Genomic DNA, 25079 nt, shown 5'->3' on the forward strand with positions numbered 1-25079 from the left:
TTGATGACGTCGGGGCGCGTCCTGGTCTCGGTTAAAACCACGCGACAGTTTCCAGCGTGAAACCGCCTGAAGGCCACGCTGTCCGGCGAATGAAAATTGCGTAGAAATTGGATGTCGCCTCCCGGATTTGAACCGGGGAAAGCTCTACGCTGTCGGGTGATTTCCCCGTGCTGAGCTGGGCAGACGCTCTCGGTGTCGCTCAAGCGTTTCGGTGGTAAGAAATGACCGAACGCGAGCTAGAACCCATATCACCGGAACGTGCGAAGGAGATGTATCTTGAGGCACGGAAACACGAAGTTTCCGAGAGTACCCTCTCCGGGTATCACTACCGTCTCAAGCACTTCGTTCGGTGGTGTGCTGAAGAAGCGAGCATAGACAATATGAATGATCTCACGGGGCGGAAACTCCAAGAGTTCAAGACGTGGCGTCGGGATGAGAACGATCTGAAGCCCATCACACTCCGGGGACAATTAGATGCGCTCCGTATCTTCCTGAGGTGGTGTGAATCCATTGACTCCGTTGAGAAAGGGCTTCACGACAAGATCGTGATGCCGGTGCTGAAGAAGGATGATGAGCAAAGTGAAGAGATTCTTCGCTCAGAACATGCCGAGAACGTGCTTGCGTATCTCCGGCGTTTTGAGTACACTTCACGGTGGCACGTCATCTTGGAACTCTTGTGGCACACGGGGATTCGCCTCGGAGCGCTCTATTCACTTGATGTGGGTGACTACGACGGCGAGAACGAACGGCTTGAGATTCGGAATCGCTCGGGTAGAGGAACTACGCTAAAGAACGGAAATGAGGGTGAGCGAATAGTTGCCCTGAGCGTCGATGTCTGCCGGATCATAGAGGATTGGATTGAACACCAACGTCCTGAAGCCACCGACGAACACGGTCGACGTCCACTTGGGGGTATTCGCTTATTGGGCATCAAAGTTATCATATTACTTATTAATAATGGGGATATTACGAGAGTTGGGAGATATTTCGGAGCAACATGGGTATTATAGAAGTATTCGGCCGTGGTGAATCGCCAGACTTGGCGTGATTTCACTGTTTCACTGCCTGCTTGATGTTGTAAACCGCACACATCAAGACGAGTTCTCGAAATTCACCGTACCAGGTTCGCGCACGCACGGCGTCGCCGAGCGTGCGCTTGATTGTCGAGAAGACGGTTTCACACATCGCTCGTTGCCGGTAGCGAGGCCCATCGATCCGCGCGTTGTGCGCGTGATCGATGGGCCGGAACTCGCGGTGTTTGATCAGTGGTCTCACGCCTTCTTCTCTGAGTTTCTCGCGTAATCGCATCCAGTCGTAGCCTTTGTCGGCGGCGAGGCTGGTCAGGTCGCCCGCGTTGCGGCGGGCGACCTGCCAGCCGAGTTGGGTGTCATGCGGTTTGCCGGTCGTGCAGTGAACGTCGAGGATCGCCTGTGTTTCCGTGTCGACGAGTGCCGTCGCTTTCAGTGTTTGAACGCGGTAGTTCGTCCGTCGACAGTAGTGCTTGCTGGCGTTTTCGCGGTCGAAGAACGTGGCGTCGATGGCGGCGTGTCCGCTCGGGTCGTGCAGCTCCGAGGAGAGTCGGAGCAGCACTCGCCAGAGCGTGGTCTTGATCCTATCAAACCACTTGACTAACGTCGAGTGATGCGGGAGATCGGCCGCATTCAGCCCGATCTCCTCGAGAATTTGCGGCATCTCGCTCAACAAATCCAATGACTCTCGGTAGGATTTCTCTAGGTAAACCCGCAGACAGTGCAGCGACACGACGGCGTAGTCGGTGAAGCCGCCACCCCCTTCGGGGGCGGCGACTTCGCCTCGCCCACCAACAGCATTTTTAGCTAATCGCACTGCTTTCTTCGTGAAGCGGGATATCCTCGACATGGACATCGGCGGTTTCCCGCTTCAACTTCCTAGTTCTGAAGGTCGAAGTCAACGCCGTCCAGTGATTCACCAGAGCCGTTGTGTCAATAACTCCTTCGCAGCATTTGCCTCGGATAGCGCTTGGTCTTTTTTAACCTGAAACTTTTCTGTCTTTTCCCTTTCCAAGTTTTCAGGCGGAGTTAGATTCCCAATCTCATTCTCTATCTTCTCCATTCCTGTGTCTGCATCCACCCTATCCGGAATATTGGATATTTCCCCTTCTATTTCTTCTAACTTTTGATATATGGATTCGTATTCGTCATCTTTATCTATAATTTTTTGGTCAACGAATATATCCGAGATATACAACAAAAAGCGACACTGTCAAGCCTCTTGTCCACGGTCTTACCATATCGTCATTTGGAAAACAGTATAAACATAAAAATATAAAATTGCTGTTAAAATAGCGGGAATTAAAATCCGAACATACGACGTTTGGAAAGGGATCCGAAAGGTGCTTCTACTCAATCCAACCATTCGGAAGCTTTTCACCCCCAATCAGTTTGAGCGTGACATACTAAAAATACACCTATGAATAGAGATTATCAGCTTAATACTTCAGCTGTCCTGCCACTGAGAGTACAGTCGTCCATCTATCCGATGTATTTGAAGTAAAAACCCACCCGAAGTCCCTGAAAAGGCAGTGTGAGATCCATGACTTCAAAGAGCGATTAAAGATCCAATAGTGATCTGATCATTCTATAATTCGGCTCTGTAGTTTCGCTAGACGACGCTACAATTGGCGAGAAATCGCCTCTAGCTAGTCGCTGAAGTGACTTCTACTCTACATCGACTGCTGTCTGTCGATTTCCGGTAAAATCAGTGAGAAGGCCCGCTGGACAAGGTTCAGATCTCGTACTCGGGGCGGAAATATATTCGATAAAATACCCCGAATCGACCGCCGTCTAGCGAAACTACAGAGCCTATAATTCTATTCTGTGGCGCGTCTACCTAAGGTGAATACAAAGAGCGCTAGAAACAGAGCGCCAAGGACGGTCTCTGTACTCACAATGATTCTTCCAAAACCTATTGCGTGATAATCGGAGTTTGGAGCATTGAGAAATCGAGCTAGGCTGAGTGACACTGTAGCGTACACTGCTTCCCATGAGAAAGCCGGCTCAAGCACATAATTGAATGTCGTACCCTTGGCGTTTTGAACACCGAACACAGGATAAACCACTGCAAAAAGTAAGGCAAGGAATGCAGAAGACTCAACAACTCTGCGAGGGCTTTCTCCGTGAAGAAACGCGAATCGGGCTAAGGCGAGTTTGAACCAACGGAGCCAATTACTATCTTCTACCGCGGCTTTTCTTTGAGCAGACTTCTGTCGAATGTGGTACTTTCTTCGTTTTTCGTGCAGTTGGTTCTCCTCAAAAATACGTTGGTAATCACGATACACATGCGTAGCCGTTTCTAGTTTGCCGGGATTGGAAGCCTCGTTGGATAATGCTCGATTTGTAAATCGCTTGACCGCGTACTTCAAAGTGTCAACCCGGCCGATTACAGGAACTATTGGATCAGAATCCGATCGACTTTCCGCATCCCGGTCAGCGGTTGCTTCATACCATGATTTTCCATCCAATCCACCTATAGAATCTCCGTTTAAAATCTCGTTTTCAATCCCTATAAGCTGCTCATCAAAATTATTTATAGCTTCTTGTTCCTCAACCCCCACTTCCTCTCCAAAATTCGTTCGGTGATCCGCTTGGATGTTTCGAACGTCCGCCTCATGTAGTTTCGAGAGGGATAGACTACAATCCCTCAGATCTGCTTCTGAAAGATCAGCACGTTCTAAGTTACACCCGATACAGAGCGTGCCTCTTAGATCTACTTGGCTAAGCGTGGCTTCTCTAAGATTTGCACCAAGAAAGTTACCGTCAGACAACTCAGAGCCTGTGAAATCTGCATCCATCAGTTTGGCATTTTGGCACTTAATTGAAAGCCCAGTCGTATTTTTTAGAGTCGCATTTTGAAGATTACTTCCGGTAAACCGGGTATCTCTCAAAGTAGAATTCGTGAGTTTAGCATGTGAAAGGTCAGCATCATCAAGAAAGTCCACGTGGTCAAGAGTGGAATTTATGAATTTCGCTTTTCTCAAGGTTGCTGCGTTAAAATCCGCCCCCTCTAAATTTGCCCCCGAAAAATCTGCACAGTAGAGGGTGTACTTTGAGAAGTCGAACGAATCACCAAAATCGATATTTTGAAGTTTGGGGGCATCAATTCGAGGGCCTTGATCAGCTAGCGCTTCGCATACAGAGTCGAGCTCCTTTTGTTCAGAGTCCGCGTGTAAAATACATCTTCCATCCTGCCAAGTCTCCCGGTTACACCTAATTTGGCTTACTCCCACAGGGATATCCGCCACATCAAGTTGAAAACCACAAGTCGTATTTGGGGGTGTCACTGCCGTTGATACTTAGCTGTGCTATAAAATAGATTCCCCGCAATCTCCTCGATTGGTCACTGTCGTTATAACCAAACGATTTATTCCCCCGCTTCGTAATGACTAGGGCGATGAATCTCTTCGAGATCGAGCGGGATGGGTTCAACGACCGCTTCGATTTCAACGCGTATCTTACGGAGTCTTATGAGAATCTGTCGGATAGGGATCTCTACATCATTTCTGGAATCACAGAATACAGTCGTGACGAGTTTGAGCAGGTTCTGGGAGAAGAAGGATGGGAGACTTCCCAAGACTTCGGAGCGATATCAAGAATCCGGCGTCAGTATAGCGAAGAAAAAAGTGCGGAAGCGTACTTGTCGTTCGATGATGAGCATGGTCTCTTTTTCCTCTACACGGATCAACGGAAGACCGAAGAGATCGAAAACGGCATCGAGCCATTTCTAAACCGAACTCAGAAAGTCCATTACCTGTATCTGAGCCCTCGAATACTCAGTGAAACCCGCGAGAGGATTGTTGAAAGCGAGCCAGGGGCCAAAGTCACTGAGTTCGTGGCGAAGCGGACGAAGCGGACTGAGATTCCCGCTGAGTTTGGGGAAGCTCTAGATAGAACTGTAAACTACTACGGTGAGGACGGACTTGAACGCCTGCGTATGTGGGAGCGGGAATTAGGGGTTCTACCGCACATTATGCAATTTGAAATCCCGGGCACGATCAAATTCCGTATCGATAAGAACGGAGTATTTAAGCTACAAAGTGGATCCCTGACTGCACTCTTCGAATATGTAGAAGAATGCATTCAGCAGAGTCTCGAAATTGCGGACGCGTACCGAGAGTCCCGATTCCGGATGCTCAGGGTCTCGGATAGTTTCAACGTCCCAAGTTCAAAACCTGCCGTGATTCAGTTACGTAACGAGATTGACTACCATGAGATTGAGGACGTTATCGATGATCTCGAAGAAGATGATTACCTCGTTATCGATCGGTTCTCAGAAGAGGGATCTCTATTCTTCTCAGGGAAAGTTTACGATAGTACCCACAACATCTTCTTCAATGTTAGAGCCAACCAAGACGAAATCCGGATTTTCCCAAAGGAAGAGCGGGATATCGGCTCATTCTACCAATTCTTTGAATTCGTTCAGACTGCCGTTGATGAGCGTGCCAAACTCACTTCCCTTGATGCATGAGCGTAGGGGAGTGGGAGTGGGATGAAATCCTTGACCGGTATGAGGCTATCTCTAGTGACTATTGGGACGGGGTAAAGGATGACCATCTCTCTGAGATTCAGGATGACGAACAAGAAGTTGATAGGATACAAACAGAGTACAGAAATAAGAGAAACGAGTCAAAGTCTCTCACTGAACAACAAAAGACTGTAATATCGGGCTTTCTACCCGGAAATACGATTGCAAATTCTACAGGGTGGGAATTTAGGGCTATAGAACCACTTCGGAATTTGGACTCCGAATCTCCTGACTTAGTAATTGGTCATCCCGAGACCGGTAGTATTCTCGCGGTGACAATGTTACGGCAAAGAGAAAGGCCGGAGACAGCCATTAATCGAGTGACATCTGCTGCTACGACGATCCGGTCAAACACTCGATTGCTTTCTGACGAGATTAACATGAGTGTCGATGATCGAGGGGTCGAATGTGTCTTGATTGTTCCGGAGTCTGCAGATAGGAGATCAGCTGAGGCCATTGAGGATCTTGAAGGATCTGGTGACCTCACTGAAGAGATATATCTCTGGAAAATTGTCGAAACCGACAAAGAAAAAATTGAGGCACATACTCAAATCGGTTCTCGCGATGAAGATGAGTGTCTACCTGACGGTGATCTCGGAGAGTATCTCTCCCAAGGAATCGAGGTCGCAAAGAGTGTTCACTCCCTCCCTGACTTCTTCGCTGAATCCCACCATGAGATCATTGCTGAGCACACGGTTGGAGAGATGGTTAGCCAACGGAAACGGGACGGGGGACAGATTACCCACTTCTCTAAATCGGATTTTGAGGATTACCTTCGTACTACACTCTCACATAGCAATTCCGCTAATGTCGCATCAGAAAGAGCAGAACTACTCCTCAAGCGATGGGAAGAGATGGGTCTAATTGAGTCAATTACAGATGGACAAACAAGATTGGATGACGGTTCCGATTATTACCGGTTCGACACTGGAACGAGGACTGCCAAGAATACAATGGGTGCTGTGAGGAGTGATTATACTGAGTTGGCAGTAGATTTCGAATTGAACGTTGAAGCTACACGTCGAACCCTGAGAGAATATATTGAGGAGAACGGGGAACAGGCATCTCTCAATCAGTTTGAAACGGTATAAGCTCGTTCTGTTTGGCGCGTTCAAAGAACGGCAGTTGTTTAAAATGTCAGGATGCGTCCCCGATTCCCTAGTCGGTGTATCTTTGGGCCAACTTTACTTTTGAAGGTTTCTCACAGTAGTCGGTCGCTCACAGCTTATTGAGGAACTCCTTCCTTCGCTCACGCTTTTCGGATTTTGTACCCTTGTCATAGTGCCAATCAAGCACCTCTTGGCTCACATTAGCCCTATCACTCACCGCCTTCGCGAGCCACCCATTGTTCCGGTGGAACGTGATTGAATATTTCCTCAGGTTGGTTCCCGTATTGTGCCAACGGAAATGATTCATACCGGCTCCCCCTTGGGAGCAACTCTACTCTCGGAGATTTCTGAGTCCCCTTCTCCTTCTGCGGGTTCCTTCCTACCGATTTCCCACCACGCACCGGCATAGATTGAAGTATTCACCGTGTTCAAATGAACACGAAACGCTTGACGACGTCGGGGCGCGTCCGGCTCCCGGACGAAATCACGCGACAGTTTCGGGCGTTAAATCACCCGAAGGCTACGATGTCAGGCGATTGAAGCCCGAGTAAAATCGGGATGCCGCCTCCCGGATTTGGATAGGCAATAACTCGATGTTCATGTGGCTGTGCGTGTAAATTTCTCAAATTCAGTTATTTTAACTGGAGATACGTCCAGAGTGGAACCTGGATAATCGGCTTCGAGCAGTCAGTATTGACGGTGATCCCATCATCCAGCGATGATCGTGCATTTGTAAGTACCACCCCGAAAGATGGCTCGGCGTCGAACGTAGCCTTCCCGTCATCACTGAGTTTACCTCTGTACTTGTCCCGCTGTACGTAGTTTCGTCTCCGCTTGGTGAAGGTGTCCGTCACAGGGCTGTACATCTGCTGATCGACTCTGTCTCGTTCGCTCTCGTAGGCATCGCCCTTGAGGAACTCCTGTAACGCATCGAAATCAGGAGTATCCCGACTTACTTGGAGATCGTCCAGAGATCGATTGTAAGACCACAGTATCGGAATGGGAGTCCCGCTAACCTTGAGCACAAAATCAACCGTGCCCTTTGACCCCACCCAGAACTTGACTACCCCCCGCTTTGGATCGTATGGATGGTTGAGTTCGTTCGATAACCGGATCGTGTGATCGAAGGCGACCGCCTTCGCCAGAGCCTCGTCTAGTCCGGGCTCACGCCGAAGCACGTCATTGAGATCGTTCCGACAGAACGCGTTCGTGATTCCTGGATCTCGCAGGTAAAATCGGAGCTTCCGCGGTCGTTGATTATCGTACTCCTGTGCTGCCGAAAGCAGATGGAGTCGTGAGAGGGTGCTTAGGTACTTATCCCGGAGAGTTCGACGGTCGACATCGAGCACGTCGGTCAGCCCATCGAAGCGCACATCCCCGGTCGGGTGTTCGTGAGCAGCGAGGGCGCAAAACCGCTCCAAGCCGAGCGCGTCCTTTACCCCTCCGAGGTTCGTCGCAGCATGCAGGAGGTCGTTTCTGAAGTCCGTGAGTAGCTCTCGCTGGTGAGTTTCGAAATCGATGTCGTCTCGTCCACGGATTGCGTCGACAAACCGCTCCTCGTCAATCTGGACGCCGTCTCCGGCGATCCGGAGCGTGAGCATTCCCCCACTCGTACAGTAATTCGCGATCTCCCTCCGGACCGTCGAAGGGTCAGTAATGGCATCACCATTCTGGGCTTCAATCTCGGCTACGAATCGGTCAGCGTCTCTCTTCTCGACAGCCTCTCGTAACGCCTCCCGAACTGCGCTCTCATCGAACCGCTCGGCCGCTGGCGCGAGTTCGATATCCCGGTATCGCATCTTGAGGAAATCGGTGAAGCCCATGGGATACAGCTCGCGTATCTTGCAGGGTGCTCCCTCGTTCACGTCTCCAATGTCGGTCTCCTCGAATCGTTCCCGCACGGCGTCCCTCGAGAGAGCCGTGAACACGATACGGCGTTCATCGTGCTCGGCGATCAAGTCCGTAAGGAGGCGCTCCCAGCGACCGACATCTTGATTTCCGCGTTTGTTTGGGCGTTCAACTGTGTGGAGATCGTCTAACAACAAGTAGTGCGGCGACGACCGAGGACGCCGCAAAACGTGCGTCTCGAAGTGATCTACGGCTGCTCGGAGCTGATATTCAGGCTGAAGTTGGAATACCGGGTCATCTCGAAGGGGGATATACAGAACGTTCGAGGGGGGTACGAGGTGTTCGTGGGCCCGTTCGCGTCGCTCTGTATCTCGAACGAACTTCTCTACGAAATCTGGATCGATGTGCGCAGAGACCAGCTGCTTTAGGAGAGCGCTCTTCCCTACCCCGTCCGGCCCATTAATCGAAATAAATCGACGGTCATGCCTATGAAGAGCCTCGTATGTTTGGTGGAAAGCAGTCCTGAGCATAGAGAATTCTGCAGATAAACTGGCTTCGCGATCACCATCCCACCAAGGATTGTACTGCTCTAACCGTTGTATGAGGGTGTGGCCAGAAGTGAATGACCCTGGGTCGAATGACATGGTGCTCGTCTTATATCCCTGATTAAGACGCATAGTGATGTTTCTTTATGTTACCCATCCAAAATGCAGACGTTGCTTTCGATCGTTCTTCCATTCGCACATGTTGTTTTATGGTTCCCCCCGATATTCATCAGATAATGAGCAGCGGGAAGCCGAGTTTCGAGAACTACGACCGCGAGGAGGCGGAAGAGTTCAGCGGTATCATCCGGAATAGCGCGACGTATGCTACTGACTTCATCAATCGAACGTCTGATCCAGATGCGGTTCGTTATCTCGTTGACGAGCTTGAAATCGATGGGAGGCGGGCTGGCGACCGAGAGCAAGTCAAGCAAGCTGTCCTGACTTCCAGTGTAACCCCATTCGAGGTTAAACAGACCGTCGCACAACGAAACTACAGCCTCGGAGAGACGCTCGTTCCCGATACCGTCAAGAAAAACGCTCTCACAGCAATCGAGGTGGGAAAGCCAATCGTTCTGTATGGTCCGACAGGCACGGGGAAGACCTACTTCGCCAAGCAACTCGCACTTGAGGCCTGTATCGACTACTCCATTCACACCGCGACGCCGACGTGGACGCCCGCGGATATCACTGGGAGTATCCAACCAGAGACGAAGGACGGTGAGATAGAATATCATCGCCAAGCAGGCTGTGTCTCAAAGGGAATCCAGAAGGCGAAAGAATACGATGATAACTGGGCTGTGATCATCGACGAGATAACCCGTGCAGACATCTCTCAGGTATTTGGTCCACTCTATACCGCCATCGAAGACGAAGAACAGGTGATCTTCCGAGACGACGATGGAGAGCCACTCACACTCAACGAAAACGTCAAGATTATCTGTACGATGAATATGTCGGACCGCACGGTGAACGAGCTGGACAACGCAATCACACGCCGCTTTGCGATGATCGAGCTCAGTACGTATGGCGATGAGGAGCGAGCAGCCCTGTTTGACCGTTGGATCGGGGAACTCGGCTCCGATGTGGATATCGATCTCGACAAACTCCAAGAACTCTTCGAGACTCACCACCAGGGAATCAACGCAGGTACGACGACGAGCGGAGAGGGTGGAATAATGGAGTTCGGCCCCATGCACTACGAGGATGTCACTCAGTTCCTCAAGCACGCCTGCAGAAGCGGCGGTCCCTACGCCGGCGAAGGGGCTATTGCGGTCGGCCAGGCATTCGCCACGTACATCGCGCCGCGACTCCTGAATACAGCAGCTCTCCCCCAGATTAACCGTCTCGCAAGTCACTACGAGACGCTCGATAACCAATTCGAGGCGTTCGATCTCACACCAGCAGTCGACCTCGCAAACAGGCAAGCAGAGGCGGAAGAACGCGAGATGGGCGTCAGCGCGTATGAGTGAGGCTGTTCGCTACGAATACGGAACGTCGTTGTGCTCGGTCCAGGAGAATCGCAAACTGATCGTCGAAGAGTGCGATCGAGAGTCGATTAAAGATGAGCTCCGAGCAGCGAACTTCGTCCGAGAAGGCAGCAAGTATGTCAAGAAACGTCCTCGGTTGCGGATAGGCGCTGGACAGGATACTGAGGGGGATGCCCTACAGGTTCTGTCTGTTCGGCTTGTCGATGACACGCTTCACGTCAAGCCCTCGGATATCGTCGGAATCGTGAGACTGGTTCCGGGGATGAACGTACAGATCGAGCCCAAGGTCGACTGGGAGCACGTCATCGAAATGCTGCTCACGGTCTACGACATCGACAGAACTCAGTCCTACTACGGCGTCCCACTCAGTGAACTAGTCTCCAGCGGCGTCGAATCCACTCGAATCATCGCAATCCTCGCTATCAACTACGTGCATGGGCTCAGGACGATTCGACGGAACGGGTTCATCCGGGATCTCCACATCAATCGTCGGAACGGGTTCGAAGGACTCGGGTCGGTTGACGTGGAGCAAACGCTGATGAATCATGCAACCGGGAACCCAGCACCGACTTGGGTCGAAACCCAGGTCGAATACGCGAATCCAGTAAACTCGGCTATCCACATGGCTGGAAAATTGCTGCTGAGACTACTTCAGCAGGACCAGGACGGACATAGCCATCCGCGACAGGACGTGCTGCTCTCGATGGTCCATCAAGAGGTCGAACAGATGGAAGAGATGGGCATCGCTAGCAGCCAGAAGGAGGTCGGCGTATATCGACGGCTCTCCCTTCACGATCTCCCCAGGCAGCGCAACTATTATCGCCGGGCGTTCTATACTGCACAGTCAGTTCTGGCGTCTGCGTTGCTCGGCCAAGTCGGAGGGGGACCCGAGGAGTTGCTCGTCGACTACGCGCTGAGCATGAACTCGCTGTTTCAAGACTACTCCCACAGAGTCCTCAGTCGAAATGTGGACTCCATACGGACTATTGACTATCTCGACCAGCTCAGCGATATCGAATGTAAACCTGAGCCGTCGATCTATCCTTTCGCAGGGAATGCTGAGGCTCGCCACGAACCGGACCATCTTCTCACGGACGGTGATGAGACGCTCGCAGTCTTGGACTCGAAGTACTACCGTGAAGGGAAGAACCCAGCAAACGAATCAGAGTCTCGGTCCAGGATGTTCGCCTATGCCTATTTGACAGAAACCAATCGGATGGCATTCCTGTGCCCACAATATCAGCACGTTCGCCTCCCTGTACAGCGGACTGGGGCAGAAGTCGAGATTGTTTCACCAGACAATGAATTCACCTGCGAAGCCTATGAGAAGATCATCGAGGGGTATCTCCTCGAGACTTTGGCAATCAAGTACCCCGAACTCCGGGTGTTCGATGCCGCGACTCAGGCACATCTCTGTCTCAGTGGCGTCTCTGATGGCGACCTTTCCGAGATCCACGATACGAAAGGCCCGTTCAGCATCAACAATCCTGCCACGTTCGCGGATCGCGTGATTTCAGCGATCGTGTTCTCGTCCTACGGGCCAAACAAGCCTGAACTCGACGATCAGGGTCGGTGGACAAAATCCCGGATCAAAGATGCCTGCGGGAAGACCGATGAGGAAGATCATCCGAAATACCCAAACCATGAAACGACTTGTGTCCCGGTCTACGATTCAGAAGGGAACGACGATCATGGGACAGTAACTCTCTACTTCCTGAAATCGGTGAATGGAGAGACCCATGTGAGCACAGAAGGCCCGTGGGCCCTCATGTGACTTTAGCCAGAAAGGCTATTAAATCCGGAATGGAGCAACAAGCCAACCCGAGTCCCGTTTCTTGATCTGTCGGCCAAAGATTGGTCGCAGAGAGTAGAACTCATCGTCAATTTCGACTTCGAAGGAATCGCCTGTGCCTTGAATATCCCCCTCGACGACGAACTGAATAGTCGGAAGCGGGCGCTGGCTGTTCAGATAATCCATCTCTTTTCGCATCGTCGAGACCAAGCGATCTCGAATATCGTCTTCATCCGTGAGCACCTCCTCAAGCCCGACGACGCAAATCTCGTCGGGCAGATCTCTGCTCTCCAACTTGGATAGAAATTCATCGACTGGGACGCGGTGATCTGCGGATTCGCGTTCCCCGCTGACGATGATATTGTACATCCCCGCAACGGCGTCAATATCGCTCATGTCATCCCGAATGTCTCACAGGGATGTAAAATACGTTAGTCTCGGAAGAGTTGTCGATAGGCTTTGTCACCAGTGACGGTTGCTAGATCGGTGGCAACGTCCAGCATTTCACCGGTGACCTCTAGCTCACTAAGCTCGTCCATCGTCCTGGTTTCCTGCTCGGTATCATATCTGAACAATTGTACACGCTCGAGAGCGGTGAGGTCATCAGTGTCCCTCGCTTTGAGATACGCGAGTCGGTCATCATCAGACCAGCTCGTGAGTCGGAACCCATCACTAGTATCGAAGAGTGACCGATCGCGAAGGTCATCTGTATCGATTTTAGTTCCCCTACAGAGTCGATTGACATCATCAAAGGTCGGGTTTTCCATCGCCAAGAGGTCGAGATAGATTTCGTCAGGAGAGACATCCCCTGCGATTATATCGTAAATTTCGTCGACGACTTCATCAGCGGTCATGACTGCACCTTCGCGATGGACTTTCGCGTGATGCCCCGAGTACTCGCGGAAACACCGCCCGAGTTCGACGACACTGATATCCCCTTCCGAGATTGTTTGCCCTTCGCGAATTTCGTCCCGAACCTGCCGGCTAGCACGGTGCATCTGACGTCGGAGAGACGACCAACTGATTGGTCCTCTATTGGAAGCAGGGCGGGCGACGACAATCACGCTAAAGGAGAGTTCGTCCCCCATCATGAACTCGCTGAGGTTGGCAGAGATGGGATACGTCGCGGTGATGTCGAAGCCCTCATCACACAACGCCTGAACGAGCGCTCCCCACGACTCTTTGCCCCCATGACGATAGGTGAACGTGAGAACGCCGTCGTCTTTCAGAACCTCCTGAATACGAGAGAACGATTGCTGGAGTTCTACCTCGAATGACTCCGCATCTTTGTTCACGGCTGGGTTAGAGACGATACTTTCGTCTCGAGGAGTCGTATCCGGAGTGAAACTTTGATACTCGTCGGCTAAGAGTAAGCGTTGCCAGACGTAGAAGAAGTCAGAGACCTCCGAGTAGACGACATTGTCGTAGTATGGCGGATCGGTAATGATTGCGTCGTAGTCGGATTCGAGATCGATCTCCCGGATATCTCCTTGGTGGAGTGAATACGTCCCACCGACCGGATGCTCAAACGGCCCCGTCTGAATGAGTTCGCCATCTTCGAGGTAGCGCTCGGTCGGATGGTGAGCGAATTCGACGGCATCGACAATCTTCTCCCACGTATTCTGGAACGTGCCGCGACCTGCCCGCGTTCCCCAAACGTTGTTCTCAGCGTATTCTACGCGCGGTGTGTACGAATTCTGTCTGAATATCCCCTCGATTTTCGTCCCAGAAACGTTGTACAGCGCAAATCGGTTCTGGAACATGAGGGAGTCGCTGAATGCGAGGAGGAGATACTCCTTGACCGACTGGTCCTCAATATCGTCTATTGCCGAGAGAAGCGTCGAGAGGCAGAATAGCTGGCGGTCGTTGAACATGTCCTGCCAGGTTTCGTACCCGTGGCGAAATACGTCGTTCCCGTTGATTCGAGAGGCCGCCGTGATAGCCCCTTTTGGGATTTCGCCGCTTGGGGCGTAGTCTCTCAGGTCTTCGTCTGATTCCCAGTTTTCTCGTGCGCGTTCGAACTGCGCAAGGTCGTCCCCGGTAGCTGCTTTATAGCCTTTGAACGTGGATCGCTCCTTCCCTTCGTCCTCGCAGTCTGGACAGTAGTATTCGATCGCATAGAGCTTCTCGGAGTAGGATTGTCCGTCGGCAATTGCGTCGACGATGGGATACTTCAACCCACACGAGGGACACCCATAATTTCCGCCGCGGGTGACAGGGCCGTCGGCGGGAATATACTCGTGACTGCATTCCGGACAGACCGACTCGGACTTGTAGTCGTCAGTTAGGAAAACTGACCCACAATCGGGACAGTAGACGTTGTACTTGTCATCGTCCTCGTATCGTCCGTTCGCGACACGGTAGTCCTTGAACAGCGGTATCGTCTCTCCACAGGAGGTGCAGTCTAGCTCCCGGACCCACATCGCATAGACGCTATCTGCAACGTGCTCCGCGTCGTGAGGACAGGCAGTCTCGTAGAGGGATTGGAGGTCATCGGCTACGGATTCCCGAACGTGGTCGAAGGCCTCCTGCAGAGCTTCGATGTCGGCTTCGTGGGCCTCAAGCTCTTTCTTCGAGATGAACCAGGCCACGGGGTCCAAATCGACACCTGTAACCTCCGCGTCGAACCGAATTGCCTCCATCAGGCTGGTTCCGCCACCCATGAACGGGTCGAGAACCTTCTTGCCGTCCACGCGGACATCTTTCGGATAGAGATCCCAGAGTGCGTCTGGGTCGCGTAGGCTCACAGCGTCGATGAGCTGGTCGATATCTGCCTCGCTTCCATCTCCAGCCACCTCACCGAAGTCGGTAAGGTTCAGATCAGTCTGGTCGGGATCGTGGATTTCGACAGAGTCCGGATCATCGACGAGTGAGTAGAGCGTTATTGCCCTGAACACGCTTCCCAGCCTCCTCGCCCACCACTTGTGCATCGTGGAGAGTGGCCGGTAGTAGAGCTTGGCCCGTCCCTCGCGGTCCGCGAGGTCGTTTACCTGTTCGATGGGGAAGCCTCGCTCAATGGGGAGCATGTCCCGCGAGTCCGAGTCCGGATTAGGCATGGGTAGTGATGGTTCCGTTTTCGTATTTCAACATTCGCGTTACTCGAACTGGATGGTGATGTCGATGCTAGTGGCAGACTCCGGGATGTTCTCCAGGATATCCGCAACTACCTCGTGCGACTGGCCGAGCTCTAGCTGGAGATCAGTATGTGCCTGCTGGAACGTCGCGACACCCTGAAGTGCTCCCGGTGCAGCGTCTTCGCCGTTCGTGTTGAACGACAGTGAGCCGTAGGAGACAGAGCCAGACTCGTGCGACTCATCCCACTCCTGACGCATCTCGCTGGGACTGTCACCCTGATACTCGAAGGTCCATCCCTCTTCTGGCGGGATGCGGAAACCAGCGCCGGGGAACCAGTCTGCAGGATCTTCGGAGCCAGTCGCTCCGACGACGTAATGGGGGTCTTCCTGACCGAGTTTGGCGAGCAGGAAGTGTTTGACTGCTGCTTCAGGCTGCCCCGAGGCACACTCGCGCTGGATATCCTGGACTTGGAACGTGGCCTCCTCGTCGAGATCACCGATATACTCCAGGATCTGGTCGCCGATGTCGTCGGGGACCATAGGAGCGACGACGACCGAGGTCGCGTCTCTGTCTCCGAGCGTGCTCACGTAGTCTCCCCCGGTCTTGATGCGGTAGTCATCGGAGAGAAGCGTACTCACGGCACTGCGGAACGCGGAGTCCGTGTCGTCCTGCGGGAGGTACACCTCTGTATCGTTGCGAATCGCCGTGAGCACCTGGCTCGTGTCGGCCTCGCCGGCGGACGCTATCGTCTCCTCGATGCGAGTACGGACCTCGTTGGCCCCGATTGTCTCGGCGTCAGAGACATCGCGAAGCGTTGCGTCCGACCGAACTTTGTCGAGAATCTCACTGCCGCTGATGAGGACGTAGTGGTCGGCATTCGCGAGCCGTCCTGCAGCCATCTTGACAGCGTCCTCGGGGTCCTGTTCGTGAATCCAGATATCCGTGCGCTGGCGGAGATCGAGCTCGAACGTCCCCAGATCAACCTCTTTCGTTCCGGCACCGAACCGGCTCCGAAGCTCAGATTCAACTTCTTCGGTAGACCACTTTTCGATCTCGCTCTCCAGAACGAGAACCGTATCGGGGCTCAGGCCGCGGAGTTCGTCTTTGAATCCGCTTCCGTCGTGAGCGAGGACTGGCTTGTCATCGAGTCCGTCTTCGACGGCGTCTTTGACCTTGTCGACGCTCCCGGGGATGGGATACGTCGGATCCATCAGGAACTGCTCGTAGACCTCGTCGATGGTCGTCTCGGATCGGCTGTCGAGCCGGTCCCGGACGATATCCCAGACGTGACGCTGGAGGTCGAAGGGGTCTGCCTCGACTGCTGCGGCGATGTTGCCAGCGTCGAGGACCGGTTCCGTCGCGACGAAGTTGTCCAGCGACATCTCTGCCGCGTAGGCGAACTCGTTGAGGAGGTCGTCACCGTCGATGATCTCGCCGTATGCACTCTCAAGTCGTTCAGTGAGGTCTTCCTCGTAGTCGTCTTGGAGGTCCTTGATCTCCTCGCGGATCTCCTCTGCGAGGCTCTCGTCGTCGCCCCGAATATCCGCGCCAATGACCTCCTTCGCTTTCCCAAGGAACTTCTCTTTCTGTGAGGTGGTCGAGATTGTCTTTCCGTTCTTCGGCTGGACGAACACCAACGTGTTCCGCCACTGTCGGCCAGCGGGCTGGTTCATGATGACTTCCGCAACGCTGTCCTCGTCCCACGGGCCATTCTTCACGACAGTCTTGATGTTCTGGCTATCTGGGACACTCTCGAGTTTATCGTCGACGTTGAAGCCGACGGCGTGTGCGCCGGCGCCAAAGATTTTCTCGACCGTTTCGCCGATCAGCTCCATCGCATCTTCGTCGTCGACGTCGCGAGCCGCGTTGCGCACGAGCGAGCGCGGGTTCTCGTCCTCACGAATGACGTATCGGTCGTCGGAACGCCAGAGGTGGTAAACCTCGCCCTGCAGGCGTTCGAGGTCGACGATGATGTCGTTGATGCGGTCGCCAGCGTGGTAGGTCCCGATGACGATGTCCGAGGTGGTCGCACCTTCTGCGAGCCCGGGCGTGAGCGAATAGATGAGGACCGTGCTGAGGATAGGGCGACCGTAGTCGATGTCGGCATCTGCGAGGCGTTCATCGATGTCGTCGTAACAGCGGTCAGCCCGAGAGTGTTCGACGTTGATACGCCCCAGCTCGTCGTTGTAATCGACGGCGTCGACCACACCGTGAGTGATGAGGTCCGTCTCCTGGTAGCGGTCGACGAGGACCTTGGCAAAGAGATAGAGCATGCCGCGGGTCGCGCCCGATTGGGTCTCCGCGAAGTACCGCGTCTTTAGCGAGTCGATGAGAATCGGGTGGAAGGGATAGGTGTCGTACATCTCCTCGCGAAGCCCATCCGGAAGGTCGACGTAGTCGGTGTCCGCGTAGGCTTCGATGTACTGGTCGACGAGCGACCGTATCGCGGAACGGTCGTCGATGGAGTCGATGAGACGGTGGCGGAGGACGTCCTCAATCTCGACCTGGTTCGACATATTGACCTGGACGCGTCCGGGCTCGCGAGAGAGGATATCGTGGACGTCAGAGCCTTCACGGAGGACAGAGACGAACGCGAAGAGTTCCGTATTCGGCTGGGTGGTCGTTTCGAAGAGCGCTTGGAGGAAGCCTTTGTTCGCGCCTTTGCGCTCCCCTTTCAGTGACTGGAAGAAGTCCTCCAGTTCGTCCATGAAGAACGCGACCGTTCTGTCGCCGACGGCGTCCTGGATGACGTCGATAGTCGGGTACCCCCCTTCGTCGTCGTAATCGTCTTCGTCGGGTTCGTAGTCGAGTTTCTCGAACAATGGCTCCCAGAGATAGTCGTACTGTTCCTTCTGGAGCGAGACGACAATCGGAAGCGCGTCGTCAGGGAGTGCATCACCGAGACCTTCGATTCGGCCATCAGCCCAATCGCCGACGACGTCGGACGACTGGAAGCAGTGATAGAGCGCCACCATCTGGTGAGACTTACCTGTCCCGTAGGGACCGTACATCTCGTGGAGACGGTTGTTGTCCTCCCCCTGGAGGGTGTCTCGGAGGCGCTTCAGGGAGTCCTCGAGTCCACCGGTCAGGAGTGTACGGTCGAAGAACCGACGTGCATCGGATTCCAGCGTATCTGCGTCGCTGTCAACGTCGTAGAGGCGGATCTGGCCCTTGATCAGGCCGTCCCCCTCGGTGAGTTCCTGACTGAGCGTCAGCACGTCGTCTATGCTCGTGTCGAGAGTTCCTTCGGCGCTCATGTATGCCTGACACGATGGCGGACTCTCTTATTAAGGTGAGCATTGGAAGAGTTGTATAACTCTGATAATCCGGGATAAGATAATTCGAATTTTGTTCTTGGGCAGGATATAGACATAGTTATGTTGTTATGGTCTTTTTGAGGGTGGCTCTGGCCTATCAAGATCTACGTGTTGATTGAGGAAGGAACTCCCAATCAGAAGAAGCACTAAGAGGACTGTAGGGAAATTGGTCCCACTCCATATTAGACTCCAAGAATTCCGCACATAGAATCATTGTTCGGGCGAAAACAGGGTAATTGATTTTAGCCAAGTCCAGACACGATAGACCCTAGTCATAAATAGCCTACAGACGATGTGGGAAGTACGATTTGATGAATATTCGGAAACATCTTGAACAATTCAGCGCTTCAATCCGAGGTAATGAACGTCCTGTTGGAATGCTGCTTGGCGCTGGCTGTGCTAAGTCAGTATGGGTAGACGGGTCTCCTATCATTCCAGATATGGGAGGAATGACAACAGCGGTTGAAGAACAGATTCGGGAGGAAGGGTACTCCGAGAACTGGGAACGGATACACACTATCGGAGGTTTTGATGAGGACGACGCGAATATTGAAGATATCCTCAATTTAGTACGAGATCTTCGTCCGTATGCTGGTAGAGAAGATATCCGTGGGCTGACTGCTGAAGAATTAGAATATTTAGAAGATAGTATTTGCAGTAAGATAATCGAGTTAGTTGACAAAGAACTACCTGATACGGAATCTGGGTATCATAGCCTCGCCGCTTGGATGAGTTCTATTGAACGAGAAGAACCCGTAGAAGTTTTCACCACAAACTATGATCTGCTTCTGGAGCAAGCGTTTGAGGAGCAAAACGTCCCGTTTTTCGACGGGTTTGTAGGTGGACACCGACCTTTCTTTGATTCGTACTCAGTTTTAAACGACGGACTGCCAAGTAGATGGAACAGGTTATGGAAGATTCATGGATCAGTCAACTGGACATCTGAAAAATCCGATGGCTCAATTGAGATATGGCGTTCTCTCAATGAAGGGGAGGACGCGGCAGTAATCCATCCGTCACATATGAAGTACAGCCAGAGTCGGAAAATGCCATACCTTGCTTATTTAGATCGGCTTAAGCAGTTTCTGAATAAGCCAGAAGCGGTGTTGTTCGTAGTGGGATATTCATTCCGGGACCAACATCTCAATGAGACCATAATAGACGGGCTTCGCGGTCCGCCTTCAACTCAGGTCTTCGCATTCCTCTATAGTGAGTTAGAAGAGTATAGTAATGCTCGAGAAATCGCCAAACAGAATGCAGATTTGAGCGTCTTTGCAAAAGACGCGGGTATCATCGGGACTCAAAAGCAGGAATGGGAATCTTGCGAATCTGATTCAGATCCAGGGAGTGACACGGTAGGACTCAATTGGAAAGAGGTAGAGAGAGATCAGTGGCAGCAACAGTTTGAACTCGGTGACTTCGAAGAGTTCGGCAACTTCTTAGGTTCGGTGATCGGGCGGTAATATGACCGATCAAGCGACTCATCTAGGTTCTATTGAGGACGTAGAGGGAGCGAGAGCTTCTGTACTTTTGAATGAAGAAACAAACTTTGGTCTATCCTTTGTTGAAGGCTATGGGTACAGAGTCGGGCAAATTGGCTCTTTCGTTCGAATTCCCTTAGGTTATGATGACATATTTGGAGTCGTATCGCAAGTCGGAGCAAGAGCAGCACCACAGGCAGACGAGGAAGTGCCATCGCACGGGAATAAGTGGATGACGGTGAGGTTTGTGGGAGAAGCAGCACAAGGTGAAGAACTGACCACGGGGCTCTCCAAATATCCGACTGTAGGAGATGACGTTCATATCGTCACGAAAGACGAGCTCGCTCGAATTTACGGGGATCAAAATCAGTCTGGACATATAAATATCGGCTCAGTTGTGGGATCAGACCAGATACCCGCCCGGGTTGATCTAAATAAACTTGTCTCAAGGCACGCAGCAATCCTGGGTAGTACAGGTTCGGGAAAATCCACGACGATTGCGGGGCTATTGCACAACTTGGCAACCTCCTCCGCAATCGAATCACCGCGTGTTCTAGTGTTAGATATTCATGGTGAGTACGGGGCGGCATTAAGAAATTCTGCAAACGTATTCACTACCAATGCAAATCCTGCAAGACAGGAGTCCGAGCTTCAAATACCATACTGGGCACTATCGTTTGAGGAATTGGTCGATGTAGCATTTGGAGAGATTCAGGGTGATAGAGACAGAGCTGCTTTGGTTGAGCAGGTAGAGAACAAAAAGAAAGAATCATTTCCTGAGCAGGACATCCCCGGCATAGATCAGTCCGATATCAATGTGGACACCCCTATTCCATTTAGTATCCACAAATTATGGTCTGAGCTGTACAAACTGGTGAGGTCACCCCACACCGAATCACGAGATCAGTCACTCAACACGGTAGCCTACGTGACGGATGAAGAGGGTGATCCAGTAGATCCAGGAAGTGCGATGGATGTTAGTACCCCAGAAACGCGTCGTCACGACCAGCATGAAGGCGTGTACGTCGCGAAGCCAGACATGAATATCGGGCGCCAGGTCGATACCTTAACTTACAGGCTGCGTGACTCACGATACGATTTCCTATTCCGACCAGGAGAGTGGCTCCCAGACGAAAACGGTGCAGTTGAACGAGATCTGGACGAGTTGCTCAAGAGCTGGGTGGGTCATAATTCCGGTATATCCATATTGGACCTTTCCGGGATTCCATCAGATATTCTGGATACATTGGTCGGTGCCCTCCTGCGGATCGTGTACAATTCGCTATTTTGGGCCCGGAACCGTGCGGAGGGTGGTAAACGAAGACCACTCCTGGTCGTTCTCGAGGAGGCACATTCGTATGCTGGCGATACTGGAGACGGTTCTGCCGCGGAATCGATTCAACGAATCGTAAAGGAAGGGAGAAAGTACGGTATCGGTTCAATGCTAGTTTCACAAAGGCCCACGGAGATTGACAGCACGATTCTAAGCCAGTGTGGGACAATACTCTCGATGCGGATGGCGAATAGCAAGGATCGAGCAAGTATCAACTCAGTGGTGTCAGATAATATGGAAGGGGTTCTTAGCTCACTCCCGATTCTCCAAACAGGAGAAGCTATCATTGTAGGACAGGGAGTCAAATTCCCAATTCGTGCTCAGATAGATCCACCACCATCTGATAGCCGGCCCGAAAGTCAGGATCCCCCAGTCATCACCCAAGACGAGGGACTGGGATGGAATCAAGAAATCTCAAACCCAGAATACGACAAAGTATTAGAACACTGGAGAAAGAAGGACCCAAACACTCCAACAGATGGCACTCAAGGTGATGAATGATGAGTGAGTGGATTCCTGTAGACTCGTCCAATCTAAGCCGGGTTAGATACGAAGAAGAAAGAAGGAGGCTGGAAATCGAGTTCCTTGATGGAGGCGTCTACGAATATTATGAAGTCCCTCCAGCCGAGTTTGACGGACTGCTCGCAGCCGAGTCACATGGCTCATATTTCTACGAACACATTAGAGGAAACTACAGCTACAACAGGATTTGAGAGAGAATCGACTTTAGCTTCCACCTGAAGGGACGAATCTACTGAGACTATTCTGGAGTCGGCCTCAGTGTCCTGTGCAGAATCCCAGTGTGGAGGTTACTCGTCTGTGAATTCCGCTAGCGAGGTATCGACGCCGATCATCTTCAGATAGGTCTCATCTCCAGTTACCTCCGCCAGTCCCTCACAGAGTTCCCGTAGCTCGTCTTCGTTCCATATCTCGAGATAGTCACTCGTGGATTTCCCCTGCTCGAAGCGGTAGCGGAGGAAGTGAGCCTTGTCGAGTTCAGTGAGATCGCCGTTACCCTCTTCGACCTTACTCTGGACGTATGCCTGGCGCTTTTCATCGTCCCACTGACAGAGGACAAAGTCGCCACCCTCCATACGGAACAGATGTTTTTCCTTCATTTGGGCTTCAGATGCATCGGAACGTCGAAGGTATTTACTCAGATCATCGTACGTTGGGTTCCAATCTTCTTGGAGGTCGAGATATATATCTTCTTCACCTCTGTCAGTTTCTTGAATAATCCCGTATATTTCATCAACCACTTCTTTTGCAGACATTACATCGCCAGCGCGACGAACCTGTCCATGATGTTTAGAGTATTCTTGGAAACATTTCCCCATCTCAATAACACCGATGTCTCCTCCGGTCAGTTCTCGGTTATCTTCTAGGGTTTCACGAGTCTTCTTTGCGGTACGTACGATATGGCGCCTTAGTGAATTCCAAGAGATAGGCTGTCGTTCGTCAGAAGGCCTTGCAACAATTACAATATCGAATGAGACTGCCTCTCCTTTTGTAAATTTATTCAAGTCTGAGTTGACTGGGTAGGTCGCAGTAACCTCAAACTCATTATTGCATAGGGATCGTAAAAGTTCGCCCCATGATTCTGAGTCGCTGTGATGGTATGTGAACACAAGCTTCCCGTCTGACTTCAAAACTCGATTTATGACCGCAAGAGCCTCCCCCATCTCGTGCTCAAAGTCTTCTGCTGTTTTGTCGAGATAGGGGTTTGTCACTATACTTTCTACTCTCGGCGTCTGTTCTTCAGTAAAGCAGTCGTAGTCTTGTTCTAATACAACTTTTTGCCATACATAAAAATAATCAGACAGTTCAGAATAAATAATATTATCGTAGTATGGGGGGTCAGTTATCACCGCATCGAATTCATTTTCTACAGATAATTCACGCATATCATTTTGGAATATATCTGAATTTCCCCCAATAGGCATAGCAAAGGGTTTCGTTTCTACTGTGTCACCATTCTCATCTACATGCCTATCTGTTGGGTTGTTAGCGTACTTAACCCCGTCCAGGACCATATCAAACATTGACGAGAAGGTACCGCTCCCTGCTCGACTGCCCCATATATTATTTTCTATAGGGTATGTAGGCGGATCGAAAGAGTTGGTTCTGAAAAGATCACCTATCTTATTATAAGTGGTATTGTACGAAACCATCATATTATTATATCTTAGTGCTTCACTCGCTCCCAGCAGCAGATATTCTCTACTATTCTTGTCATCAATCTCGCTGATAGATTTGAAAAGCATCGATAGGCAGAGAAGCTGCCTTTCATTAAACATATCTGTCCATTTTTCTAAACCATACTGGAAAACATCACTCCCGTCTACTTTAGATGATTTAGTTTTAGCCCCTTCTGGTATTTCCTCTTGTGGGACATATGAATGCAAGTCTGTACGAGTGTTCCAATCTCGCTTAGCTTCCTCGAAGAGGTTCTTGTCAATGGCTTTAGCTTGTTTATATCCTTTATAGACACTCCTTCCGGCCCCTTGATCATCACATCCCTTACAATAGTATTCAATAGCGTACAGACGCAGATCTGGGCTCCCTTGTTCCCCTATTGCATCAATAATTGCCTCTTTCTGCCCACACTCAGGACAGTTATAGTATCCTCCGCGGGTTACATTCCCCTCTTTTGGCACAAATTCATGATGGCAGTTTTTACATTCACTTTCCTCCTGCCAGTCATCTACGAGAGTTACAGAACCACAGTCTGGACAGAGTACATTATACTTATCATCATTTTCGAAACGACCTGACGCTACACGGTAATCCTTGAACAGTGGAACTGTATGCTCGCAGGAGACGCATTCAAGTTCTTTAACCCAGAAATTGTACATCACATCGGCATCGTGATCTCCGTTTGGACAAGGAGTTTGGTAATATTGGAGGATTTCATCAGCAACGTCGTCTTTGACTTGCACAAAGGCCTCCTCCAATTCATTCACATCGCTCTGACCAGCCTCCAATTCTTTTTTTGTCACAAACCAAGCGACGGGATTTAGATCAATACCGACCGAATCGACCCCAAAACGAGAGCCTTCAACGAGCGATGTACCGCCACCCATGAACGGGTCTAGAATATTTTTGTCGTTGATCCGAACATCCTTTGGATAAAAGTCCCACAACGACTCAGGGTCGTCCATATCGACATTGGCAATAGCCTCGACAAGGGCATTCTTGTCTAGACCATTATTCCCCAGTTGTTGATTTTCACCGGGTTCGTAGACTTCAACGTCATCTACAGTCGTATTCTCGTCAAGCAGCGAGTAGAGGGAGATAGCACGGAAGAGACACCCCGGCCGGCGCGCCCACCACTTATGCATAGTATAAATCGGACGGTAGTACTGCTTCGCCCGGCTTTCCTTCTCCGCAATCTCGTTCACTCGCTCGATCGGGAAGCCACGTTCAATAGGGAGCTCAGGACGGCCTTCCTCTCGTGGTTGCTGCCCAGACATCTGATGTCCCTCCATTTTCACGAGAGACATATAAAACTGGTAGTACGCTCGCCGGTCTCA

Annotated in this window: 17 protein-coding genes; 9 read left to right on the forward strand and 8 right to left on the reverse strand. The window is 51.5% G+C overall.

Features of this window, described 5'->3' with window-relative positions; genetic code table 11:
- The first annotated feature begins 221 nt into the window (after positions 1–221).
- Positions 222–1010, forward strand: coding sequence for a tyrosine-type recombinase/integrase (locus tag ACSC1W_RS02435; RefSeq protein ID WP_435345087.1), 789 nt, complete (start codon positions 222–224; stop codon positions 1008–1010).
- Positions 1011–1050: 40 nt separating this feature from the next.
- Here the strand turns inward: ACSC1W_RS02435 and ACSC1W_RS02440 are convergent, their stop codons facing one another.
- From ACSC1W_RS02440 to ACSC1W_RS02450, 3 genes are all read right to left on the reverse strand, one after another.
- Positions 1051–1878: an IS5 family transposase gene (locus ACSC1W_RS02440; protein WP_435345088.1), complete on the reverse strand. Its 828-nt coding sequence runs from the start codon at positions 1876–1878 to the stop codon at positions 1051–1053.
- Between the two features lie 66 nt (positions 1879–1944).
- Entirely contained in the window at positions 1945–2226 is a 282-nt protein-coding gene (locus tag ACSC1W_RS02445) for a hypothetical protein (protein WP_435345090.1), read from the reverse strand.
- Positions 2227–2848: 622 nt separating this feature from the next.
- Positions 2849–4318, reverse strand: coding sequence for a pentapeptide repeat-containing protein (locus ACSC1W_RS02450; protein WP_435345092.1), 1470 nt, complete (start codon positions 4316–4318; stop codon positions 2849–2851).
- A gap of 110 nt (positions 4319–4428) precedes the next feature.
- Between ACSC1W_RS02450 and ACSC1W_RS02455 the strand changes: the two genes are divergently transcribed.
- Together ACSC1W_RS02455 and ACSC1W_RS02460 are read left to right on the forward strand one after the other, a co-directional pair.
- The gene (locus tag ACSC1W_RS02455) at positions 4429–5502 is read left to right on the forward strand and encodes a hypothetical protein (protein WP_435345094.1); all 1074 of its coding nucleotides are present in this window, start codon (positions 4429–4431) and stop codon (positions 5500–5502) included.
- Entirely contained in the window at positions 5499–6650 is a 1152-nt protein-coding gene (locus ACSC1W_RS02460) for a hypothetical protein (RefSeq protein ID WP_435345095.1), read from the forward strand. The genes ACSC1W_RS02455 and ACSC1W_RS02460 overlap by 4 nt, the downstream gene beginning before the upstream one ends.
- 650 nt (positions 6651–7300) lie before the next feature.
- Here the strand turns inward: ACSC1W_RS02460 and ACSC1W_RS02465 are convergent.
- Positions 7301–8710 (reverse strand): ATP-binding protein, encoded by a 1410-nt coding sequence (locus tag ACSC1W_RS02465; protein ID WP_435345097.1) that lies wholly within the window; start codon positions 8708–8710, stop codon positions 7301–7303.
- A gap of 36 nt (positions 8711–8746) precedes the next feature.
- On the opposite strand from ACSC1W_RS02465, the gene ACSC1W_RS02470 reads away from it, so the two are divergent.
- The 3 genes from ACSC1W_RS02470 to ACSC1W_RS02480 all read left to right on the forward strand — a co-directional run bounded on the left by ACSC1W_RS02470 (position 8747) and on the right by ACSC1W_RS02480 (position 12322).
- Positions 8747–8944, forward strand: a complete 198-nt coding sequence (locus ACSC1W_RS02470; protein WP_435345099.1) for a hypothetical protein — start codon at positions 8747–8749, stop codon at positions 8942–8944.
- A 353-nt stretch (positions 8945–9297) separates the two neighbouring features.
- Positions 9298–10530, forward strand: a complete 1233-nt coding sequence (locus ACSC1W_RS02475) for an AAA family ATPase (protein ID WP_435345101.1) — start codon at positions 9298–9300, stop codon at positions 10528–10530.
- Positions 10523–12322: a hypothetical protein gene (locus tag ACSC1W_RS02480; protein ID WP_435345102.1), complete on the forward strand. Its 1800-nt coding sequence runs from the start codon at positions 10523–10525 to the stop codon at positions 12320–12322. Before ACSC1W_RS02475 ends, ACSC1W_RS02480 begins: the two co-directional genes overlap by 8 nt.
- 18 nt (positions 12323–12340) lie before the next feature.
- Here ACSC1W_RS02480 and ACSC1W_RS02485 read toward each other — a convergent pair whose 3' ends face one another.
- From ACSC1W_RS02485 to ACSC1W_RS02495, 3 genes are read right to left on the reverse strand one after another with little or no spacing between them, the layout of a single operon-like run.
- Positions 12341–12736 (reverse strand): DUF8076 family protein, encoded by a 396-nt coding sequence (locus tag ACSC1W_RS02485; protein ID WP_435345104.1) that lies wholly within the window; start codon positions 12734–12736, stop codon positions 12341–12343.
- 35 nt (positions 12737–12771) lie between these two features.
- Positions 12772–15396 carry a DUF1156 domain-containing protein gene (locus tag ACSC1W_RS02490; protein ID WP_435345106.1) on the reverse strand — a complete coding sequence of 875 codons (2625 nt, stop codon included), beginning with the start codon at positions 15394–15396 and terminating at the stop codon, positions 12772–12774.
- Positions 15397–15435: 39 nt separating this feature from the next.
- On the reverse strand, positions 15436–18672 hold the full coding sequence (locus ACSC1W_RS02495; RefSeq protein WP_435345108.1) for a DUF499 family protein: 3237 nt from the start codon (positions 18670–18672) through the stop codon (positions 15436–15438).
- Between the two features lie 371 nt (positions 18673–19043).
- Between ACSC1W_RS02495 and ACSC1W_RS02500 the strand changes: the two genes are divergently transcribed.
- Genes ACSC1W_RS02500 through ACSC1W_RS02510 form a run of 3 tightly spaced genes read left to right on the forward strand, consistent with a single transcriptional unit; the run spans position 19044 to position 22259 of the window.
- Positions 19044–20195 carry an SIR2 family NAD-dependent protein deacylase gene (locus ACSC1W_RS02500; protein ID WP_435345110.1) on the forward strand — a complete coding sequence of 384 codons (1152 nt, stop codon included), beginning with the start codon at positions 19044–19046 and terminating at the stop codon, positions 20193–20195.
- A 1-nt stretch (position 20196) separates the two neighbouring features.
- Positions 20197–22047 carry an ATP-binding protein gene (locus ACSC1W_RS02505; RefSeq protein WP_435345112.1) on the forward strand — a complete coding sequence of 617 codons (1851 nt, stop codon included), beginning with the start codon at positions 20197–20199 and terminating at the stop codon, positions 22045–22047.
- Positions 22044–22259 (forward strand): KTSC domain-containing protein, encoded by a 216-nt coding sequence (locus ACSC1W_RS02510; protein ID WP_435345114.1) that lies wholly within the window; start codon positions 22044–22046, stop codon positions 22257–22259. Before ACSC1W_RS02505 ends, ACSC1W_RS02510 begins: the two co-directional genes overlap by 4 nt.
- Before the next feature lie 96 nt (positions 22260–22355).
- Here ACSC1W_RS02510 and ACSC1W_RS02515 read toward each other — a convergent pair whose 3' ends face one another.
- Entirely contained in the window at positions 22356–25034 is a 2679-nt protein-coding gene (locus tag ACSC1W_RS02515; protein WP_435345116.1) for a DUF1156 domain-containing protein, read from the reverse strand.
- Positions 25035–25079 lie beyond the last annotated feature (45 nt).

This window comes from Haloarchaeobius marinus (genome assembly GCF_051207415.1).
Lineage (GTDB): Archaea > Halobacteriota > Halobacteria > Halobacteriales > Natrialbaceae > Haloarchaeobius.

Excerpts from the sequence above, each read along its gene's own strand:
- ACSC1W_RS02475 (WP_435345101.1), top strand. The coding sequence starts at position 9,298 with ATGAGCAGCGGGAAGCCGAGTTTCGAGAACTACGACCGCGAGGAGGCG.
- ACSC1W_RS02435 (WP_435345087.1), top strand. The coding sequence starts at position 222 with ATGACCGAACGCGAGCTAGAACCCATATCACCGGAACGTGCGAAGGAG.
- ACSC1W_RS02490 (WP_435345106.1), bottom strand. The coding sequence starts at position 15,396 with ATGCCTAATCCGGACTCGGACTCGCGGGACATGCTCCCCATTGAGCGA.
- ACSC1W_RS02515 (WP_435345116.1), bottom strand. The coding sequence starts at position 25,034 with ATGGAGGGACATCAGATGTCTGGGCAGCAACCACGAGAGGAAGGCCGT.
- ACSC1W_RS02495 (WP_435345108.1), bottom strand. The coding sequence starts at position 18,672 with ATGAGCGCCGAAGGAACTCTCGACACGAGCATAGACGACGTGCTGACG.
- ACSC1W_RS02460 (WP_435345095.1), top strand. The coding sequence starts at position 5,499 with ATGAGCGTAGGGGAGTGGGAGTGGGATGAAATCCTTGACCGGTATGAG.
- ACSC1W_RS02500 (WP_435345110.1), top strand. The coding sequence starts at position 19,044 with ATGAATATTCGGAAACATCTTGAACAATTCAGCGCTTCAATCCGAGGT.
- ACSC1W_RS02505 (WP_435345112.1), top strand. The coding sequence starts at position 20,197 with ATGACCGATCAAGCGACTCATCTAGGTTCTATTGAGGACGTAGAGGGA.
- ACSC1W_RS02480 (WP_435345102.1), top strand. The coding sequence starts at position 10,523 with ATGAGTGAGGCTGTTCGCTACGAATACGGAACGTCGTTGTGCTCGGTC.
- ACSC1W_RS02455 (WP_435345094.1), top strand. The coding sequence starts at position 4,429 with ATGAATCTCTTCGAGATCGAGCGGGATGGGTTCAACGACCGCTTCGAT.
- ACSC1W_RS02510 (WP_435345114.1), top strand. The coding sequence starts at position 22,044 with ATGATGAGTGAGTGGATTCCTGTAGACTCGTCCAATCTAAGCCGGGTT.
- ACSC1W_RS02440 (WP_435345088.1), bottom strand. The coding sequence starts at position 1,878 with ATGTCGAGGATATCCCGCTTCACGAAGAAAGCAGTGCGATTAGCTAAA.
- ACSC1W_RS02485 (WP_435345104.1), bottom strand. The coding sequence starts at position 12,736 with ATGAGCGATATTGACGCCGTTGCGGGGATGTACAATATCATCGTCAGC.